This is a genomic window from Micromonospora sp. MA102, assembly GCF_025460765.1.
Lineage (GTDB): Bacteria > Actinomycetota > Actinomycetes > Mycobacteriales > Micromonosporaceae > Micromonospora > Micromonospora halotolerans.
This window is the reverse complement of the sequence record NZ_JAMWEG010000017.1, coordinates 37,998-55,764: the sequence shown is the minus strand read 5'-3', so window position 1 is coordinate 55,764 and position 17,767 is coordinate 37,998. Positions and strand designations below refer to the sequence as shown.

Below are 17,767 nucleotides of genomic sequence, written 5' to 3'. Positions count from 1 at the left end.
CAGGGGCTCAGCCGAGCATGGTGGAGCCGCCGTCGACACTGATGGTCTGGCCGGTCACGTAGGCCGAGTCGGTGCCGAGGAAGAACAGGATGGGACCGACGAGGTCTTCGGCCCGGCCCAGGCGGCCCATGGCCACACCGGACAGGTGGCGTTCGAGGCCGTCCGCGCCGAGGGAGGTGATCTCGTCGTGGATGGCGGTCACGTCGACGAGCCCGGGGGCCACGCAGTTGACCCGGATGCCGGCCGGGCCCACCTCGCGGGCCAGCTGTCGGGTCAGGCCGATCACGCCTGCCTTGGCCGCCGCGTAGGCCTGCACCCCCGTGCGGGAATAGGTGCGCCCAGCGCCGGAGGAGATGTTGACGACGCAACCGCCCACGGTGGACTTCTTCATCCAGCGCACGGCCTCCCGGGCGCAGTGGAACGCGCTGTCCAGGTTGACGCGGACGACGGTGTGCCAGGCGTCGTCGGTCACCTCGTCGATCGGGGTACGGGTGCGCCCGGGCCCACCGGCCGCGTTGACCAGCAACGTCGCCGGGCCGCTGGCGGCGGCCACGTGAGCGAACGCCGAAGAAACCGCCGCGGAGTCGGTCACGTCGAGGGCTACCGGGATGATCCGGCCCGGCCCGTGCGACCGTGGCGCCGACGCGCCCGTGAAGCGGATGTCGGCGGCGTAGACCGTCGCACCGTGAGCGGCCAGGGCCTCGACCACCGCCGCACCGATGTCGCCGTACGCGCCGGTCACCACCGCGATCTTGCCCGCGAACCCGGACCGTCCCGCACCGCCCGGGGACGCGTTGACCGCGTCGTTCATGCAGACCTCCGCGACTGGTATTCGGTCCACGACAACGCGTCGGTCACCCGCGAGGCGGTGTGGACCAGCCGGTTGACGACGTCCAGGACCCGCGATCCCGGTGTGGCCATGGGGAATCCGAACAGGGTCAGGTACATCACGACGTCCCCGCGCGCGTCGAAGACCGGAGCCGACACGTTGCGTACCTGGTAGAGCTCATCGGGCAGAAGGTCGTGCTCGTAGGTCGTGGAACCGTCCAAACGTGACTCGATGGCCCGCAGGTGGTCCCGGAACCGGATCGGCGGCATGTCCTCGCCGGTCGCGAGCCGCTCGTCGAGGGCTCGGAAGGCGTCGTTATACACGCTCACCGTCCACCCTCGTACGCGCAGGCGGGCGAGCGCGGCCAGGTGCCGTTCGCGTTGTTCGATCTCGTCGGCCGGCAGCCCCCGATCGAGCCAGCGTTGCTGCACCGAGGGTTCGGCCCAGGCCACCAGCAGCGGCCCCATCGGCGCCGAGAACGGCAGCCGCAGTCCGACCCGGGCCGGCGCGAACCCGTGCCGCGGCGTTCCAGCGCTGGCCAACCGGACCAGGAAGTCCTCGACCGGGGCGACGGCGCCGCACTCCATACCGAGTTCGCGGGCCAGCGCGTCCATGTGGTCGCGGGCCTGATCGGCCATCCGGATCTGTTCCAGCACGTCCGGCGCGGCGGGCATGACTCGCGAGCTGGGCGAGAACTTGCCATACCCGCCCTGAAAGAACAGCAGCGGCAGTTCCGGCGCGCTGCCGTTGGTGGCGAGGTCGCGCACCGCGCCGAGCACGATGTAGTGGTCGCCCGCCTCGATGACGGACTGCTGATCGCAGTCGATCCACGCGACGGCGCTCTCCAGGATCGGCGCGCCGGACGAGGCCGGGCGCCAGCGCAGGCCGACGAACTTCTGGGTGGAGCCCTTGACCGCGAACGCCCGGCACACCTGTTCCTGGTGGTCGCCAAGGACGTTCACGCAGAAGTGCCGCGAGGCCCGCAGCACCTCGAACGACGCCGAGTTCCGCGAAGGCATGAACGACACCAGCGGTGGGTCCATGGACACGGAACTGAAGCTGCCCACGACCATGCCGATCGGTTCGCCGTCCTCGCCCATCGCGGTGACGGCGACGACCCCGGTCGGATAGTGCGCGAGCACCGATCGGAGGTACCGCGGGTCCTGGGCCCGGTCCGACACGTCCGGCGAAATCATGGCACCTCCCGTGAAAGGGCCTCGCCCGGGAACCCGGACAGGCGGCGCAACGTCACCGCGGTCAACGCCGCCACTCCGTCGGCAAGCAGGCTGTCGTCGAAGATGGCCCGACCGGAATGGTTCGCGTACTCGACACCGTCGGCCGCGGGCCGTCCGGCGCCGAGCAGCAGGAACGCTCCCGGGATCCGTTCCATCAGCCGCGCATAGTCGTCGCCGGCCGGGATCGGCGCGGCCAGCGGCTGGTAGCGCGACGGTCCGAAGAGGTCGGTCACGACGTCCCGGAACCGGTCGACCTCCTCGGCGTCGTTCATCACCACGGGGTAGCCGGGCCGGTAGTCGACGTCGATCGCGACGCCGTAGGTCGTGGCCACCCCCGCGCACACCTCGCGAATGAGGCCGGGCAGGCGGTCGGCCTGGGTCGGCGAGAACACCCGGGCCGTGCCGGTCAGCGACACCTCGTCCGGGATGACGTTGGCCGCGGTGCCACCGTGGATGGCCCCGACGGTGATGATCGCCGGGTCGAACACGTCGACCGCTCGCGTAAGCCGGACCTGCAGGGCCAGTATGAGCTCGGCCGCCGCCGGCACCGGATCGACCGCAGCGTGCGGAAAGCCGGCGTGTCCGCCCCGCCCGCGCACCGTGATGGCCAGGGTGGCGGTGGATGCGTGGGAGGCGTCGGCCTTGCCGGTGAAGATGCCGTGCGGCACCGTCGCCGCGACCGTGTGCAGGCCGTACGTGGCGAGGGCAGCCGGACCGATGAGGTCCATCAGTCCGTCCTCCAGCATGACCCGCATGCCGTCGTAGCCTTCTTCACCGGGCTGGAACACGAACACCACCCGGCCGGCGATCGCATCGCGCCGGGCGGCCAGCAGTCGGGCCGCCCCGACCAGCATGGCCGTGTGCAGGTCGTGTCCGCAGGCGTGCATGACGCCTTGCGTCGCGCTCACCGTCTCCCCGCCCGGTGCCTGCGCCAGCGGCAACGCGTCCATGTCGGCCCGCAACACCACAGCCGGCCCCGGCGCCGCGCCGGTGAGGACCGCCACGACGGACGACGACGCCCGCCCAGCCACGACAGTCAGGTCGAGCCCGGCCAGCGCGTCGAGCACCCTTCGCTGGGTCCGCGGCAGGTCCAGTCCGATCTCAGGGTCGGCATGGATCTCGCGGCGCAGCCGCACCAGTTCCGGCTGCAGGGCCCTGGCTTCGGCCACCAGGACGGCTTCCCGCTCTGTCAGAGCCATGACTGTTCCAGCACCCTCATGGTGTTGCCGCCGATCACCTTGAGAATGTCCAGATCGGAGTATCCATGCTTGACCAGCCAGCCGATGGCGTTGCGGAAGCACTCGGTCGGGTTCTCCATGCCGGCGCAGTGCTCGGCCTTCGCCGCCGACACATTCTCGACGCCGACCCGCGACCGCGGGTCCACGCCAGATGCCGGCACCGGCGAGGCGATCGTCGAGCCGAACAGCGCGGCGAATTCGGTGTGGATCTTCCCGTGATCGGCGTAGAGCGTGTCCGGGCCGAACGTCACGTAGTCGATGCCCATGAGTTCCACGCAGTACTCGAAGTGGCGCATGACCGATTCGATGGTGTGGCCCGGGTGCTCCGGCGCCATGGTGGAGTTCGGCGCCGCCTCGATGCCCAGCAAGCCGCCCGACTCGGCCAGCGCGCGCAGGACGTGGTCGGGCTTCATCCGCTCGCTTGGCCACACCCCACGGGCCCCGGCGTGGGTGATCATCACAGGGACCTCGGACGCGGCGATGGCGTCGATGGACGTACGGTCACCGGCGTGGGACAGGTCGATGGAGATGCCGAGCTGGTTCATCCGGCGGACCGCGCGGTGTCCGAAGCGGGTCAGGCCGCCGTCGGAATACTCCTTGAGGCCGCCGCCGAGCAGGTTGCTCTCGTTATAGACCAGGCCCATCTGGCGTACGCCCCAGCCGTACAGGACGTCCAGCCGGTCGAGGTCGTTGTCGATCATGCTGGCCGCCTCCAGCGCCAGCACCCAGCCGAGGTGGCCCGAGCCCTGGATCGCACGGATGTCGGCCACCGACCGCACAATGCGCACATAGTCCTGGTGGGACAGATCGGCCAACCGGTGCCCGATGTCGTACGCGACGTCGGCCCATGTCCAGCTGTAGTGGCTCATGATGCAGCCGGTCGGCCCGGCCAGGTTGTCGAAGACGACATCGAGGCCCGAGAACGACAGGCCCTCGAAACCGACCGGGAAGCGCCCGGTCCGGCCGTACTCGACGGCGAGCGACATGTCGAGCGGGAACACCTGCGGGTGGTCGTGCAGGCTGATGACCAGGTTGCCCTGCAACAGGTTTTCGGCCCGCTCCGCCTGCGCCTCGTCAAGGCCGAGGTCATACAGCGGCAGCCGGTCGATCTCGGAGGTCCATTCGAAGTCGCGGTAGTCCGCACCCGGCCGCAGGTAGTCGAACGACCGGTAGCCGCGGTATCCGGTGTGCTGGGCGAAGCCGCGGGTCGATGTCATGCTTGTGCTCCAACAGGTTCGGCGGCCAGGTGGGGGAACAGCTCGAAGGCGTTGCCGCGTAGCACGGCCCGCTTCTGGGAGATCGTCAACGCGTCGGCCGTCCGCAGCTCGGCGTTGAGCTCCGATCCCATCCGCGCGTTGGTGTAGGGGAAGTCGCTGCCATACACGATGTGGTCGTCCTCCACAAACGACAGCAACGACGGCACCTGGTACGGCAAGACGCTGCCGGCGAGGTCGAAGTAGCATCGGCGCAGGCTGCTCAGGAAACCCGGGAGCTCCGTGCGGTCTTCGGCACGGATTCGGTTGGCCCGCCATACGTTGCGTTCGATCCGCTGGGCCAGGGCCGGCAGCGCCGCCCCCGCGTGCGGAATGACGAGCCGGATCCCCGGGTGGCGTTCCAGCGTGCCCGAGAAGATCAGGTTGATCACCGTTCGAGTGGTGTCGAAAAAGAATTCGTACATCGACTTCGACCAACCGTCCATGACCCCGGGCACGGCCACCGCCGGCGCGGTCGGGTGGATGAGCACGGTCAGCCCCCGCCGGGACAGTTCGGCGAACAGCGGTTCCAGCCGCGGATCGCCCAGATACACACCTTCGGTGTGGGTCAGCAACGAGACGCCCCAGGCTCCGAGCGCCGTGGAACGGTCGAGTTCGGCCAGGGCGGCATCCATGTCGGGTAGTGGCAGCGCGGCGTAGAACCCGAACCGGCCGGGGTGCTCGCGCATCAGGTCGGCGCCGGCCTCGTTGGCCTGCCGGGCCACCCGGACCGGGTCCACCCCGCCGCCGAGCACCACGCCCGGGGTGGAGATGGACACGACCGCCGTTTCGATGCCGACCTGTTCCATCTGTTCCAGGTGGGCCGGGGTCGACCAGCGCGGCACTCCGTCGTGGTACCCGTCGGGGCGGCTGATCCCCGCTTCCCGCAACGCCTCCTGGTAGGCCGGCGGCAGGAAGTGGCTGTGCACGTCGATGGCGGCGACCCGGGACCGGGAGGCGCCGTCGGGCGCGTCGAGCCGGTCAGCGATCTCGGCGTCGCTCCATCGGTTCATCGGACCGGTACTCACCAGGACCAGCCTCGCGACTCCGGCGTCTCCCAGACTCCGGCCGCTTCCAGGACGGGGAACATCCCGCCCAGCAGTTCGACCTCGTCGGGCGCCCACAGCGGGCTGATCAGCATGAAGCCGCGCAGCCCGGTGGTCCGGTGGATGTCGATGACCTGCTCGGCGATCTCCTCGGCCGTACCCACCAGCATCCGGCTGCCGGCCGCGATGCCGATCTTGCGGGCCGCCTCGTCGAGGGCCTGGTCGCCGTCCGGCCCGCCGAAGTTGGCCTGGTAGGTCTGGCTGCCGGCGAGGAATCCCCGGGCCCAGCCGCGGGCCGCGTCCATGTCGAGCGACTCTTGGATCCAGGCGTACTTCTCGGCCGCCTCGGCGCTGGTCCGCCCGGCGACCACGCCGACCGAGCCGGCCATGTTCACCTCGAGCGGGTTGCGGCCGTGAGTCTGGGTGCGGGCCGCGAGCTGGTCGACCGACGCCGTCACCTTGGACAGGTCGTCGACCACCGCGAAGAAGGCGTAGTCGGCGCTTTGGGCGATGAACTCCTGACCAGCGGCGGAGACCCCGGCGTTGAAGATGACGGGGCTCTCCTGGACTGGATACGGCCCGCGCGGTACGCCCTCGAAGCGGTAGTACTTCCCGTCGAAGGTGATGGGCTTGCCGTTCGCGCGCCAGAGGGTACGGACGGCCTCCAGCGTCTCGGCCACCACGGCGTACCGCTCGTCGTGGTCGATGTTGTCGGTGATGCCGAACAGCTTCGCCTCGGAACCTTTCGACCCGGGCACGATGTTCCACCCCCACCGCCCGCCAGACAGCACGTCCAGGTTGGCGCCGAGCCGGGCCAGCACCACCGGCGACAGGTAGCGCGCGTGCATCGTTGTCACGACACCGATGTGCGAGGTGGCGCCCATGACGATCGGGGCCCAGATCGGCGCGGAGACGCAGGGCTCGCCGTGGCCGACCCGGGCGTTGTGCTCACCATGATTGGTGTAGCCGTCGGCGAAGAAGGCGAAATCGAGTCCGATCCGCTCGGCTGTACGGGCGAGTTCGATGTGCGAGTTGATGTCGAGCACGTCGGGGTTGCGGGCTGCCACGGCGGCCGAGGTGACGTGCGGCGAAGGCGAGTTAGGCCACATGAGACCGAACCGTGTCTTCGCGTCGAGCCGCCGCGGTTTCGGTGTCCGTCGCCCCATCGCGAGCGGCGATGTCATGACGTCACGTCCTTTCCGTTGTCGTTGCGAGGGTTCTCGGCCGCGATCCGCGCCAGGACATCCAGGTTCTCGCGGCCGAAGTCGCGTCGGCCGGCCTCCAGGTCGCCGATGAGTTCGGCCAGGCCGCGAAGTACCGGCGCCACCAGTCCGCCCGCGCCGGCCTGCTCGACCAGCCGCAGCAGTTCAGGCCGGGCCTCGGTCGGCCGCCGGTGCACGGCGAGGTCGCGGAAGACTCCGCTGCGTGGCTTGCCCGTCATGCTCCGGGTGAACGCGACGAGCCGGTCGAACGCGGCCGTCCGGGCGGCCGGGTCGGCGTCGATGGTGAGGTCGGCCGCCACGATCCCGTCGATCTCCTCCAGGCGGATGCCCCGGGCCGCCGCGACGACGTACACCTCGGTGGCCAAACGCGACATGACCGGCCGGGACGTGTCGATCACGTCTGAGATGTGCTCGTCGACCATGGCCGTGGCGGCGAAGATGGCCGCCACTCCCCTCTTGGCCCACAGGAAGCCGGGGACGTTGTCGCTGGCGGTCACGCGACCGAACCCGGCCAGGTCGACCACCACCGACCGGACCCGGAGCCCTTTCACGCCGCCGTCGTGGCCGATGACCATCTGGCCCGGCCCGCCGACCCGGATGACGCCGGGTTCCACCACGTCGGCGGCGAAGTTGACGAACGCCGGGGCCACCCGCGCCGCGCCCAGGTGGCGGGCGGCGTCGAAGAAGGTGTCCCCGTTCTGGCAGAGCACAACCAGGCCGCGGGGGTGCAGGCGTCCGGCGAGCCACCGCGCGGCCGCGTCGACGTGATGGGCCTTGGTCGCGAGCAGCACCCGCTCGTACGGGCCTTCGGCGACGTCGTCCGGAACGGACGCCCCGGCGACTGGCCGGCTGTCACGGGATCCGTCGGGACGCAGCAGGGTCAGCCCGTGCTCGCGGATCGCGGTCACATGGTCCGCGTCCGTGTCCACAACGGTCACCCTCCGGCCGTGCGCGCTGAGGTGATGGGCCAGCCAGCCGCCGATAGCGCCGGCGCCGAGCACCAGGTACCCGCCCACCCCCGTCAGGCCGTCTTCCACAGTTCGTCGAGCAGCAGCAGCGAGTCGCCGGCGAAGGTCACGCCGTTGACGGCCGCGCCGTGCGAGAGCGGGAGAGCGAGCTCGTTGATCGGGATGGCGATGCCCTGCGAGATGACGAGCCGCTGGGCGTCGGCCGCGATTGCCATCCGGGCCTTACTTTCCGATGTGGACATCTGCTTGGTCAGCAGCGCGTCGAGGTCGGGGTTCAGGCCGGCCAGGCCGGTGCGCAGGGCGTCCGGGTCGGCCCGGGTCAGGCCGGAGATGCGCAGCTCGTAGTCACCGTTGATCCAGGCCGCGTTGGCGTCCGCGTCCGGCATCGGACGCAGCGCCATGTCCATGCCGATCTGCTTCAGCTGCTGCTGGGCCAACGACATCAGCGGTACCAGGAAGCCGTAGAGCTGCGAACCATAAAGCAGGCTGAAGGTCAGCCGCTGGCCGCCCTTGGACCGGATCCCGTCGGCGCCGGGCACCCAGCCCGCGTCGTCGAGCAGCTTCTTGGCACCCGCCTGGTCGAATCCCATCTGGCTGGACAGGTCGATGTAGCCCGGGGTGGTGCTGGACAGCGCACCGGTCGCGACCTTCTGGTATTTGTTTAGGGTCGACGACACCAGTTCCTGGCGGTTGATGCCCTTCTGCAGTGCCTGGCGCACCGCGACGTCGCCGAGCACCGAGCCCTTGGTGTTGACGAACAGCTGCTGGGGCAGGCCTGGGTTGGACCGCGTCTCGATGGCCACCTTTGCCTTTTCGAGCGTGGTGACGTCGGCGTTCTGCACCTCCATCATCAGGTCGGCTTGGCCACTCACCACACTGCCGGTGCGCACGCCGCTCTCGGGGACGATGTTGACGTCGACCTCGTCGAGGTAACCCTCGCCCTGGTGCAGGGCGGCCGGGGCCCAGGCGTAGCCGGTCCGGCGGACCAGGGTCTGGCTCTGGTTCTGCTGGTAGCTCTTGAGCGTGTACGGGCCGGACCCGATCACGCCGTCGCGGCACCGGTCGGCCTGACCCTTTGTGGTCGAGGCGTCGGCCACCATGCCCATGGTGGGCGTGGACACGGCTTGCAGGAACGCCGCGTTCGGCTTGTCGAACGTCACGGTCGCCGTCTGCGGGTCGACCACGGTGGTGCCCTGGTAGCCGACCAGGTACGTCGAGGCAAGCCGGGCCTTGGCGCCCAGCGCGACGATGCCGTCGAAGTTGGCCTTGACCGTGCCGGCCGTGAGCTTGCTGCCGTCGCTGAAGGTCACGTTGTCGCGCAGGTGGAACGTGTACTTGGTGCCGTCCGGCGAGACCCTCCAGCTCTTTGCCAGCCACGGCTGGAACTGGCTGTCTGGCGTCTGGAACACCAACGAGTCCACAAGGGATCGCCCGATGACGAGCTGGGTGCGACCGAGGTTCTGCTGCGGGTCGACACAGCCCTCGTCGGCCGGGATCACCATAGTCATGGTGCCGCCGCGAACCGGATCGGAGGAGGAGGCACCGGTGGCGGCCGGCGCACCGCCGGAGCAGGCGGTGCAGGCCAGGATGACGCCGGCCGCGACGGCGGCGAGCACCGCGCGTCGGGTGGGCGGCGAAAGGGGAAGATGGCCCACGGCATTCCTTTCTTGCGCAGGTCAGGGGGTGTCGGGAAGGTCGGCGAAGCGACGGCCCGGAATCGCGTCGAGCAGTTCGCGGGTGTACGGGTCCGCAGGCTGGTCGAAGACGTCGGCCGTCGGGCCGACCTCGACCAGCCGCCCGGCCCGCATCACGACGACGTCGTGGCACAGTTGCCGGATCACAGCCAGGTCGTGCGAGATGAACAGCAGGCTCAGCGACAGTTCGCGCTGCAGCCGGGCGAGCAGGTCCAGGATCTGCGCCTGGACCGAGACGTCCAGGGCGGAGACCGGTTCGTCGAGGACGATGAGGTCGGGGGTGATGGCCAGGGCCCGGGCGATGGCCACCCGCTGGCGCTGGCCGCCGGACAGTTCGGTCGGGCGGTGTTCGGCGTACGAGGCGGGCAGCGCGACCAGGTCGAGCAGTTCCCGCACCCGGGCCCGACATTCGGCCCGGGTGCCACCGAGACCGAACTCGCGCAGGGGCTCGGCGATGATGGCGCCCACGGACAGCCGCGGGCTGAGCGAGCCGTACGGGCTCTGGTAGACGAACTGCACCCGTCGGCGCAGGGCCCGCAACGCCGACCCCCGCGCGTCGGCGATGTCGACCCCGTCGAACAGGATCCGTCCGCTGGTCGGTGTCTCGAGCCGCATGACCAGCCGGGCGGTGGTGGACTTCCCGGAGCCGGACTCGCCCACGATGCCGACAGCGTGTCCGCGGTGGACCTCGAAGCTGACATCGTCGACGGCCCGGACGAGGGTCCGAGTGAGGCCGGGCAGGCGAACCCGGAAGTCCTTCGCGAGGTTCTCGACCGTCAGCAGGGCGCCACCGCCCGGCCGGGCCGGCAGTGCTGGCCGCGCTCCGGCCAGCCCCGGCGCGGCCGCGATCAGTCTCCTCGTGTATGCGGCGGTCGGCCGGCGCAGCACCTCGGCGGTCGGTCCGCTCTCGACGATCTCGCCGCCGGACATCACGATGATCCGGTCGGCCCGGTCGGCCGCCATACCCAGGTCATGCGTGATCATGAGCAAAGCCGTACGGGACTGCGTGACTATCGCCCCGATGCTGTCCAGGATCAGGCGTTGCACGGTCACGTCGAGGGCGCTGGTCGGCTCGTCGGCGATGACCACCTCGGGCCGGCAGGCCAACGCGATCGCGATGAGAACCCGTTGGCGCATTCCGCCGGACAGTTCGTGCGGGTACTGGCGGGCCCGGAGTCCCGGCTCGTGGATGCCGGCGTCACGCAGCAGTTCCACCGCACGGGACCGGGCCTCGCTCCGGCCCAGCACGCCGTGCACGACCAACGCGTCGGCAACCTGTGTCCCGACCCGGCGCAACGGGTTGAGCGAGAGCATCGGGTCCTGAGGTATGAAGCCGACGCGCCGCCCGCGGATGTCGCGCAGGACCCGTTCGGGCACGCCCACCAGTTCGGCGCCGCCCAGTCGGATGCTGCCGCCGAGCACGCGGCCGCCGGCCGGCAGGAGGCCGAGGATGGCCTGGGCCAGGGTGCTCTTGCCCGATCCGGACTCACCGACGATGGCGACGATCTCGCCGGGCGCGAGGGTCAGCGACGCGTCCCGCACCGCCGGCCGGTCACCCCGGAAGCTGCGATAGCTCACCTTCAGCCCGTCGACCGCGAGCACCGGATCTGTCGACGTCGTCATGCCTTCAGCTCTCCGTCCAGGGCCCGGGAGATGCGGTTGGCGGCCAGCACGACCAGCGCCACGGCCAGACCGGGGAAGGTGCCGAGCCACCACGCACTGACCAGGTAGCTGCGGCCGTCGGCGATGAGCGCGCCCCATTCGGGCGACGGCGGCGGCGCGCCGAAGCCGAGGAAGCTCAGGCTGGAGATGGCCAGCGTCGCGGTGCCGAACTCCAGCGCGGCCAGCACGACGAGGGGTCCGATCGAGTTGGGCACCACGTGCCGCCACAGCACCGTCCACCAGCGGGCCCCGCTGATACCGGCCGCCTCGACGTACGGCTGGCGGCGCACCCGCAGTACCTCGGAGCGCATGACCCGGGCCATGGCGGCGATGCCGACCAGCCCGACCGCGAAGGCCACGTTGGTCGGTCCAGCCCCGAGGACGGCGATGATGGCCATCGCGAGCAGCAGGGCCGGGAAGGCGAGGGCGACGTCGACCGCCCGCATCAGCACGGCGTCCAGGAAGCCGCCGAAATAGCCGGCCAGCAGGCCGAGCAGGGAGCCGCCGACAAAAGACACTGCGATGGCCACGACGGCCGCCTGCAACGACGGGTGGGCCCCGTAGACGATGCGGGTGAACAGGTCGCGGCCGACCGCGTCGGAACCCACCAGGAAACCGTCGGTGCCCGGCGGGACCAGGATGTTCTTCGGCGAGGTCGCGAACGGGTCCTTGCTCGTGAACAACGACGGCCGTACGGCCGCGGCCAAGGCCAGCAGGATCAGGATCGCCGAGACGATGACGCTGGGCCGCCTCAGCAACGCGATCGCGATGCGCCGGGCCCGCGCGGCCGGCGGGGAGGCCGCGGTGGTGGAGTCGAGGTCTGCCATTGTCATGCCTTCCCCCCGGCCAGCAGCAACCGCGGATCGATCAGCGGATAGGCCAGGTCGATGAGCAGGTTCACCACCGCGAAGATGGCCGCGCCGAGCACCACCACGCCCTGCACCACCGGGATGTCGTGGCTGAGCACGGCCTGCACGGTGATCTGCCCGAGCCCGGCCCGGGAGAACACGTTCTCCACCACGATGGCGCCACCGACCATGTTGGCGACCAGGACGCCAGCGACGGTCAACGCCGGCAACGAGGCGTTGCGCAGGGCGTCGCGGAACTGGATGACGACCGGCCGCGTACCCATGGCCCGGGCCGTCACCACGTACGGCTCGGCCAGGGTGCGCCGCAGGCTCTTGGCCAGAACCTGGGCCACCGCCGCCGAGCCGGGTAGCGCCAGCGTGATGGCCGGCAGCACCAGGCTTTCGAAGCCCTTGTTCCCGATGGCCGGCAGCAGCCGGAGTTGGAACGAGAAGATCTGCACCAGCATCAGGCCGACCCAGAACGTCGGCAGGGACACCCCGATCGCCGGCAGGCCGAGCAGGAACCGCTCCAGCCAGCCCCGGCGGGTCATGGTGGCCAGCAGGGCGAGCCCGCCGCCGAGCGCCACGGCCAGCAGCAGCGCCGAGCCGACCAGGGCGAGGGTGTCGGGCAGCGCGGTGCCGATGAGGTCCGACACGTCGCGGCCGGTCTTGATGGACTGGCCGAAGTCTCCGGTCAGCGCATGCCCGAGCCGGTGCAGGAACTGCTCCCACAGCGGCTGGTCGAACCCGTACTCGGCCCGGATCCGGGCCAGTTGCGCCGGGTCAACCGCGCTACCGGCGTCGCCGCCGGCGTAGAGCGACAGCACCGAGTCACCGGGCAGCAGATAGAGGATCACGAACGAGGCGGTGTACGCGGCGAAGATGACCGCGACCGCCTGCAACAGCCGGCGAGCGACGAACCTCAGCACCGCCGCGCACGCCCTGCCGTGTTGCTCATTCGGCCACCAACCTCAGGAGTAAATGGTTCGTACACGAAGTACATAGATCACGCGCGGGGCCGTCAAGATGTCAGGACGAATTCGTTATCTATTTCCTGGTCGGCGGCCATTATTCAGTCGAAACTGGACAGACGGCTAAGCTATCGATACTCCAATAGTTCGTACACACAACGCATCCACTACTGGTTGCGAACAACCGCGCACCGGCTGGAGTCGGTCGACCGGTCAGCGCGGCAGGCGTTCGGCGACCCGGCCGGCGCAGGCGAGCAGGCGCTCGACAGCGTGCAGGATGTCGAAGCCCAGCGACGGTTTGGGGAATCCGAACAGCGACAGGTACATCGGTACGGTGTCGTCCGCGCCGAAAACGGGCACGGAGACGTTGCGTACGTCGTAGCTCCGGTCGAACTCGAGCCGCTCGTGGTCGTAGGCGTGCGGGCCGCCGAGCCGGCTCTCCAGGTCTCTGATCCGGGCCGCCTTCTCGGGCCCGTCCGGCAGGTCGGTCAGCACCCGGTCGAGCGCCTCGAACTCCGGGGTGATCATGCTGATCAGCCAGCCGCGGTCACGCACCCGCCGAAGCGCCGCCAGGTGCGCGTCCACCTGAGCCGGATCGACGCCGTCCGGCCCGCGCGCGATCCATCTCCGTTGCACCGACTCATCCGCCCAGGCGACCAGCAAAGCGCCCAACGGGGCCCAGAACGGCATGCGTTGGCCGACCTGGATCGGACCGGACCCGATCCGGGGAGCGCCCACGCTGGCCAGCCGGACAACCACGTCGTCGATGGCGGCCATCACGGCGCACTCCACCCCCAGATCCCGGGTCAGCTCGTCCATGACCGGCCGGGCCAGGTCGGCCAGGCGGATCTGGGCCAGGGTGTCCGGCGTCGCCGGCAGTACCCGCGAGCGCGGCGTGAAGCTGCCGTACCCGCCGTTGTGGAAGACCAGCGGCAGGCCGGGCCGGCCGACCTCGAGCTCGGTCACCCGGCCCAGGACGAGGTAGTGGTCACCGGCGTCGACCTCGTCGGCGACCTCGCAGTCGATCCAGGCCAATGCGCCGTCCACAATGGGCGAGCCGAGCGGTGAACGCCTCCAGGCCAGCCCGTCGAACTTGTCGGTCCGGTCGCGGATCGCGAGCGACCGGCAGACGTCCTCCTGCTGGTCGCTGAGAATGTTGACACAGAAACGGTCCTGTTGCCGGAGTTGGGCGTACGACGACGACGTCTTCGCCGCCAGGTAGCCCACCAGCGGCGGGTCCAACGAGACCGAGGTGAAGCTGCCGACCACCATGCCGATCGGCCTGGTGCCGTTCGACATCGACGTGATGGCCGCCACCCCGGTCGGGTAGTGGCCCAGCACGTCGCGAAAGAACCGCTCGTCCACGCCGGTCAGCTCCACGGGAGGTTGAATTTGCCGGCGCCGCTTCCGCCGTCGACCAGCAGAACGGCGCCGGTGACGAACGCGGCCCGGTCCGAACACAGGTAGGTGACCGCGTCGGCGATGTCGGTCGGCGTGCCGACGTGGTCTAGCGGGGTCTGCGCCCGCATCCGGACCGGGTAGTCCGGCGGGACGAAATCGCCGAGGCCCTCGCGATGTCCGTGGTCGATGAACCCCGGGGCGACCACGTTGACCCGGACGCCTTCGCGGCCCACCTCCATGGCCAGCGACTTGGCCAGCATGACCACGCCGGCCTTGGACGTGCAGTAGGCGCCGGCCCCGGGCCGGGCCGAGAACGCCGCCCCGCTGGCGATGCAGCAGATCGCCCCGGCCACACCGCGCTCGACCATCGCCCGGGCGATCGCGGTGGTGACGTGGAACGTGCCGTTGAGGTTGACGTCGATGACCCGTTGCCAGTCGGCCTGCGCCATCTCCAGCAGGTTCTGGTTGGGTGCGACGCCGGCATTGCTCACGCCGACATCGATTCTGTTCCAGGTGGATAGCACCGACGCGACGGCGGCGCGGACCGAGTCGCCGTCGGCCACGTCGACCGTCGCCGACAGCACGTCGTGCCCGGACCTGGCCAGTTCGGCCCGGGTCGCCTCCAGCCGGTCGGCGTTGACGTCCCACAGTGCGACCCGATCACCCCGCTCGGCCAGCATGGTGGCGATCCGTTTGCCCAGACCGTCCGCCCCGCCGGTCACGACCGCGACCCGGGCCGCCATCAGGCGCTCCCGTGCCGGGCGAAGAACGGCAGCAACAGCCGGGCGACCTCGTCCGGCCGCTCCCGGAACGGGAAATGACCGACCCGGTTGACCACCTGCAGCGACAGTTCGGCCGTGGTCGAGGCCAGCAGGTTCAGCAGGGCCACGCCCCGCTCGACCGGGCTGAGCGGGTCGTCGCTGGACCACACGAGCGAGATCGGCACCGAGTACCCGGTGTCGCGGGCGTACCCGAACAGGGCGTCCTTGGCCGACAACAGGTCCGAGTGCAGGGCCGCGTCGTCGAGCAGGTCGGCCGCGACCGCCGGCGCCGCCGCGTGGGCCAATGCGATGTCGAGCAGTTCACCGATGTGGTGCGGGGTGTAGGACAGCCGCTCCAGCGCCCAGGCCTGTGCGGCACGCGAGGAGGACGGTCGCGGCGGGTTGGCCAGGCGGAGGTTCAGGGCCGAGTCACCGGTCGGGGCGGCCTCGGTGCCGGCGAGGACCGCACACGAGAGGACCCGGACGGCCGGGTTGCGCGTGATCTGCAGGGCCAGCAGGCCACCCTCGCCATGCCCGACGACGTGAAAGGCGTCGATCCCGAGCTGGCGGACGACGTCGAGCACCACGCGCTCGGCCGCGGCGTACGTGAGGTCGGCCGCCGAGGTTGCCGGGCTGCCGCCGAAGCCTGGCCGGTCCAGCGCGATCACCCGGTGTCCGCCGAGCATCTCGGTCAGTGGGTTCCAGACGTCCAGCGACGCCGCGTACGGTGATCGGCCGGCGTCCCCGCCGTGCAACACCACCACGGCCGGGCCGCTGCCGCGGTCCGACACCCGCACCGTCCGGCCGTCGGAGGTGATGAGTTCAGTAATCACGACGTTCCACTTCTGTGAGGAAAGAGCCGAGGAGGTCGACGAACCAGGCGGGGTGCTCCCGGTACGGGAAGTGGCCGCACTTGTCGACCACGCCCAGGGAGGTCCGCCGCTCGAAGCGCGAGACCTCGGCGAACAACTGCAGCCCCCGCGAGAGAAGCGCGGTCTGGTCGTCGCGACCCCACACGATCTGGGTCGGCCTCTGCAGCCGGCCCTGGGCGAGCCAGGTCAGCGTCTCCAGCTTGTCCTTGGCCAGTTCCGGCAGAAACAGGCCGGCGATCAGGTTGTGCTCGCGGATCTCGGCCACGGCGTCCTGGTACGTGTCGGTGGAGATGATGTTCCAGGATTGCTCGACGAACTCGTCCGTCACCGGGGCCGCGTCGTACATGTAGTGCTCGTAGATCCAGCGGACACTCTCCCGCGACGGGGCGACCGGCGGGGCGCCGAGTACGACCTCGTTCGTCCCCACGCCCGGGCTCAACGTGCCGCTGTTGACCAGGGTGACCGAGCGGACCAGATCCTGGCGCAGCAGGGTCGTGCGGGCCGCCACGTAACCGCCGCGCGAGTGGCCGACCAGGTGCACCGGGCCCAGGTCCAGGTTCTCCAGGAAGGCGATGAGGTGATCCACCACGCCGCGCATGGTGTAGTCGCGCTGCAGCGGCTTGTCGGTGTAGCCCTGGGCCGGCTTGTCGTAGGCGATGACCCTGAACCGGTCGGACAAGCCATTGAAGGCCGGCGCCCAGGCGTACGCGCCGCTCGCCGAGCCCGCGCCGCCGAAGTTGCCGCCGTACACGAACACGACCGGGCTACCGGTGCCGGCCTCGGTGTGCCAGGTGCGCAGCCCGGCCACGTCGAGCCACGATCCGCCCGGCAGCTCGCTGTAGCCGGGGACCGGGAGCGTCAAGCGCTCGGCCAGCGTCTTGCTCATCGGTTGAACTCCTGCTCCAGGGTCCAGGCGGCCAGACTGTCCTTCGTCGTCCACCACACCCGCTCGTGCTTACGCGCGGCGTCCAGACAGGCCCGCAGGGTGGGTATGAAGGCCGGGCGTCCGGCCATGTGGCAGTGCAGGACCATGTCGGCCCAACCCGGGCGGCCGGCCAGCCCTTCGGCGTGGCCGGTGGCGAAGGTGTCCAGGAACCCGGCCCTGAAGACCTCCGGCCCGTTGGCTGGCAGCACCCAGTGGATGAGGTCGTTGCTGGACAGGTTGGCCTTCGGCAAAATGGCCAACCGGCCGTCGCCGACCTTCTCCACATACGGCACGTCGTCGGCCGCGTCGTCGCCGCTCCACGTGATACCGGCGTCGACCAGGGTCTGCTTGGTCCTGTCGGAGCTGGAGTTGGCCGGGCTGGCCCAGCCGACGGGTCGGCGGCCGGTGGCCTGCTCGATGGCGTCGAGGGTACGGGTGATCACGTCTCGCTCGGCGTCGGCGTCGGCCTCGTTGAGGAACAGATCGTTGACCCAGCCATGACCCACGATGTCGTGTCCGGCGTCGGCCACGGCGGCCACCGCCTCGGGCCAGTCCTGTGCGAGGCGGCCGGACACCGAGAAGGATGCCTTCACGCCGTACTCGTCGAACAGCTCGAGCATCCGCCAGACGCCCACCCGCACGCCGTACTCACCGTAGGACAGCGAGAACGAGTCCCGCTTTCCGGGCGGTCCGGCCAGCCGCAGCTGTGACTGGTTGTCGAAGGCCTCCAGAGCGACGCCGATGGTCAGCGCGACCGCCTCCTGGCCGGGCCAGGAGACCCGTCGCCAGTTCCGCTCGACTTGTTCTTTCCACGTCATGTGAAGTGACTGCCTCTCGTCAT

The 17,767-nt window shown here is 70.1% G+C and carries 16 protein-coding genes; all 16 read right to left on the bottom strand.

Features of this window, described 5'->3' with window-relative positions; genetic code table 11:
- Positions 1-7: 7 nt before the first annotated feature.
- The 16 genes from NFX44_RS26620 to NFX44_RS26545 all read right to left on the bottom strand — a co-directional run bounded on the left by NFX44_RS26620 (position 8) and on the right by NFX44_RS26545 (position 17,744).
- Entirely contained in the window at positions 8-811 is an 804-nt protein-coding gene (locus NFX44_RS26620; protein WP_262286340.1) for an SDR family NAD(P)-dependent oxidoreductase, read from the bottom strand.
- A complete protein-coding gene (locus NFX44_RS26615) occupies positions 808-2,025 on the bottom strand; it encodes a flavin reductase (RefSeq protein WP_262286339.1) in 1,218 nt (405 codons plus the stop codon). Before NFX44_RS26615 ends, NFX44_RS26620 begins: the two co-directional genes overlap by 4 nt.
- Positions 2,022-3,365 carry a M20 family metallopeptidase gene (locus NFX44_RS26610; protein WP_262286338.1) on the bottom strand — a complete coding sequence of 448 codons (1,344 nt, stop codon included), beginning with the start codon at positions 3,363-3,365 and terminating at the stop codon, positions 2,022-2,024. The genes NFX44_RS26615 and NFX44_RS26610 overlap by 4 nt, the downstream gene beginning before the upstream one ends.
- The gene (locus NFX44_RS26605; protein WP_262286337.1) at positions 3,254-4,519 is read right to left on the bottom strand and encodes a dipeptidase; all 1,266 of its coding nucleotides are present in this window, start codon (positions 4,517-4,519) and stop codon (positions 3,254-3,256) included. The genes NFX44_RS26610 and NFX44_RS26605 overlap by 112 nt, the downstream gene beginning before the upstream one ends.
- On the bottom strand, positions 4,516-5,583 hold the full coding sequence (locus NFX44_RS26600; RefSeq protein WP_262286336.1) for an amidohydrolase family protein: 1,068 nt from the start codon (positions 5,581-5,583) through the stop codon (positions 4,516-4,518). The genes NFX44_RS26605 and NFX44_RS26600 overlap by 4 nt, the downstream gene beginning before the upstream one ends.
- Positions 5,580-6,710, bottom strand: coding sequence for an LLM class flavin-dependent oxidoreductase (locus tag NFX44_RS26595; RefSeq protein ID WP_262286335.1), 1,131 nt, complete (start codon positions 6,708-6,710; stop codon positions 5,580-5,582). The genes NFX44_RS26600 and NFX44_RS26595 overlap by 4 nt, the downstream gene beginning before the upstream one ends.
- A 71-nt stretch (positions 6,711-6,781) precedes the next feature.
- Positions 6,782-7,840 carry a ketopantoate reductase family protein gene (locus NFX44_RS26590; RefSeq protein WP_262286334.1) on the bottom strand — a complete coding sequence of 353 codons (1,059 nt, stop codon included), beginning with the start codon at positions 7,838-7,840 and terminating at the stop codon, positions 6,782-6,784.
- A gap of 5 nt (positions 7,841-7,845) precedes the next feature.
- Positions 7,846-9,447 carry an ABC transporter substrate-binding protein gene (locus tag NFX44_RS26585; RefSeq protein WP_262286333.1) on the bottom strand — a complete coding sequence of 534 codons (1,602 nt, stop codon included), beginning with the start codon at positions 9,445-9,447 and terminating at the stop codon, positions 7,846-7,848.
- 21 nt (positions 9,448-9,468) lie between these two features.
- Positions 9,469-11,109: an ABC transporter ATP-binding protein gene (locus tag NFX44_RS26580; protein WP_262286332.1), complete on the bottom strand. Its 1,641-nt coding sequence runs from the start codon at positions 11,107-11,109 to the stop codon at positions 9,469-9,471.
- Entirely contained in the window at positions 11,106-11,981 is an 876-nt protein-coding gene (locus NFX44_RS26575) for an ABC transporter permease (RefSeq protein WP_262286331.1), read from the bottom strand. Before NFX44_RS26575 ends, NFX44_RS26580 begins: the two co-directional genes overlap by 4 nt.
- On the bottom strand, positions 11,978-12,925 hold the full coding sequence (locus NFX44_RS26570) for an ABC transporter permease (protein WP_262286330.1): 948 nt from the start codon (positions 12,923-12,925) through the stop codon (positions 11,978-11,980). Before NFX44_RS26570 ends, NFX44_RS26575 begins: the two co-directional genes overlap by 4 nt.
- Positions 12,926-13,180: 255 nt before the next feature.
- On the bottom strand, positions 13,181-14,347 hold the full coding sequence (locus tag NFX44_RS26565) for a flavin reductase (protein ID WP_262286329.1): 1,167 nt from the start codon (positions 14,345-14,347) through the stop codon (positions 13,181-13,183).
- Positions 14,338-15,111, bottom strand: coding sequence for an SDR family NAD(P)-dependent oxidoreductase (locus NFX44_RS26560; RefSeq protein WP_262286328.1), 774 nt, complete (start codon positions 15,109-15,111; stop codon positions 14,338-14,340). The genes NFX44_RS26565 and NFX44_RS26560 overlap by 10 nt, the downstream gene beginning before the upstream one ends.
- A complete protein-coding gene (locus tag NFX44_RS26555; protein WP_262286327.1) occupies positions 15,111-15,962 on the bottom strand; it encodes an alpha/beta fold hydrolase in 852 nt (283 codons plus the stop codon). Before NFX44_RS26555 ends, NFX44_RS26560 begins: the two co-directional genes overlap by 1 nt.
- Entirely contained in the window at positions 15,952-16,887 is a 936-nt protein-coding gene (locus NFX44_RS26550) for an alpha/beta fold hydrolase (RefSeq protein ID WP_262286326.1), read from the bottom strand. Before NFX44_RS26550 ends, NFX44_RS26555 begins: the two co-directional genes overlap by 11 nt.
- Positions 16,884-17,744, bottom strand: coding sequence for a polysaccharide deacetylase family protein (locus tag NFX44_RS26545; RefSeq protein ID WP_262286325.1), 861 nt, complete (start codon positions 17,742-17,744; stop codon positions 16,884-16,886). Before NFX44_RS26545 ends, NFX44_RS26550 begins: the two co-directional genes overlap by 4 nt.
- Positions 17,745-17,767 lie beyond the last annotated feature (23 nt).

Bases quoted from the DNA above. Each gene is read 5' to 3' on its own strand.
- NFX44_RS26620 (WP_262286340.1), bottom strand. From the start codon at position 811: ATGAACGACGCGGTCAACGCGTCCCCGGGCGGTGCGGGACGGTCCGGG.
- NFX44_RS26615 (WP_262286339.1), bottom strand. From the start codon at position 2,025: ATGATTTCGCCGGACGTGTCGGACCGGGCCCAGGACCCGCGGTACCTC.
- NFX44_RS26605 (WP_262286337.1), bottom strand. From the start codon at position 4,519: ATGACATCGACCCGCGGCTTCGCCCAGCACACCGGATACCGCGGCTAC.
- NFX44_RS26595 (WP_262286335.1), bottom strand. From the start codon at position 6,710: ATGTGGCCTAACTCGCCTTCGCCGCACGTCACCTCGGCCGCCGTGGCA.
- NFX44_RS26580 (WP_262286332.1), bottom strand. From the start codon at position 11,109: ATGACGACGTCGACAGATCCGGTGCTCGCGGTCGACGGGCTGAAGGTG.
- NFX44_RS26575 (WP_262286331.1), bottom strand. From the start codon at position 11,981: ATGACAATGGCAGACCTCGACTCCACCACCGCGGCCTCCCCGCCGGCC.
- NFX44_RS26560 (WP_262286328.1), bottom strand. From the start codon at position 15,111: ATGGCGGCCCGGGTCGCGGTCGTGACCGGCGGGGCGGACGGTCTGGGC.
- NFX44_RS26550 (WP_262286326.1), bottom strand. From the start codon at position 16,887: ATGAGCAAGACGCTGGCCGAGCGCTTGACGCTCCCGGTCCCCGGCTAC.
- NFX44_RS26545 (WP_262286325.1), bottom strand. From the start codon at position 17,744: ATGACGTGGAAAGAACAAGTCGAGCGGAACTGGCGACGGGTCTCCTGG.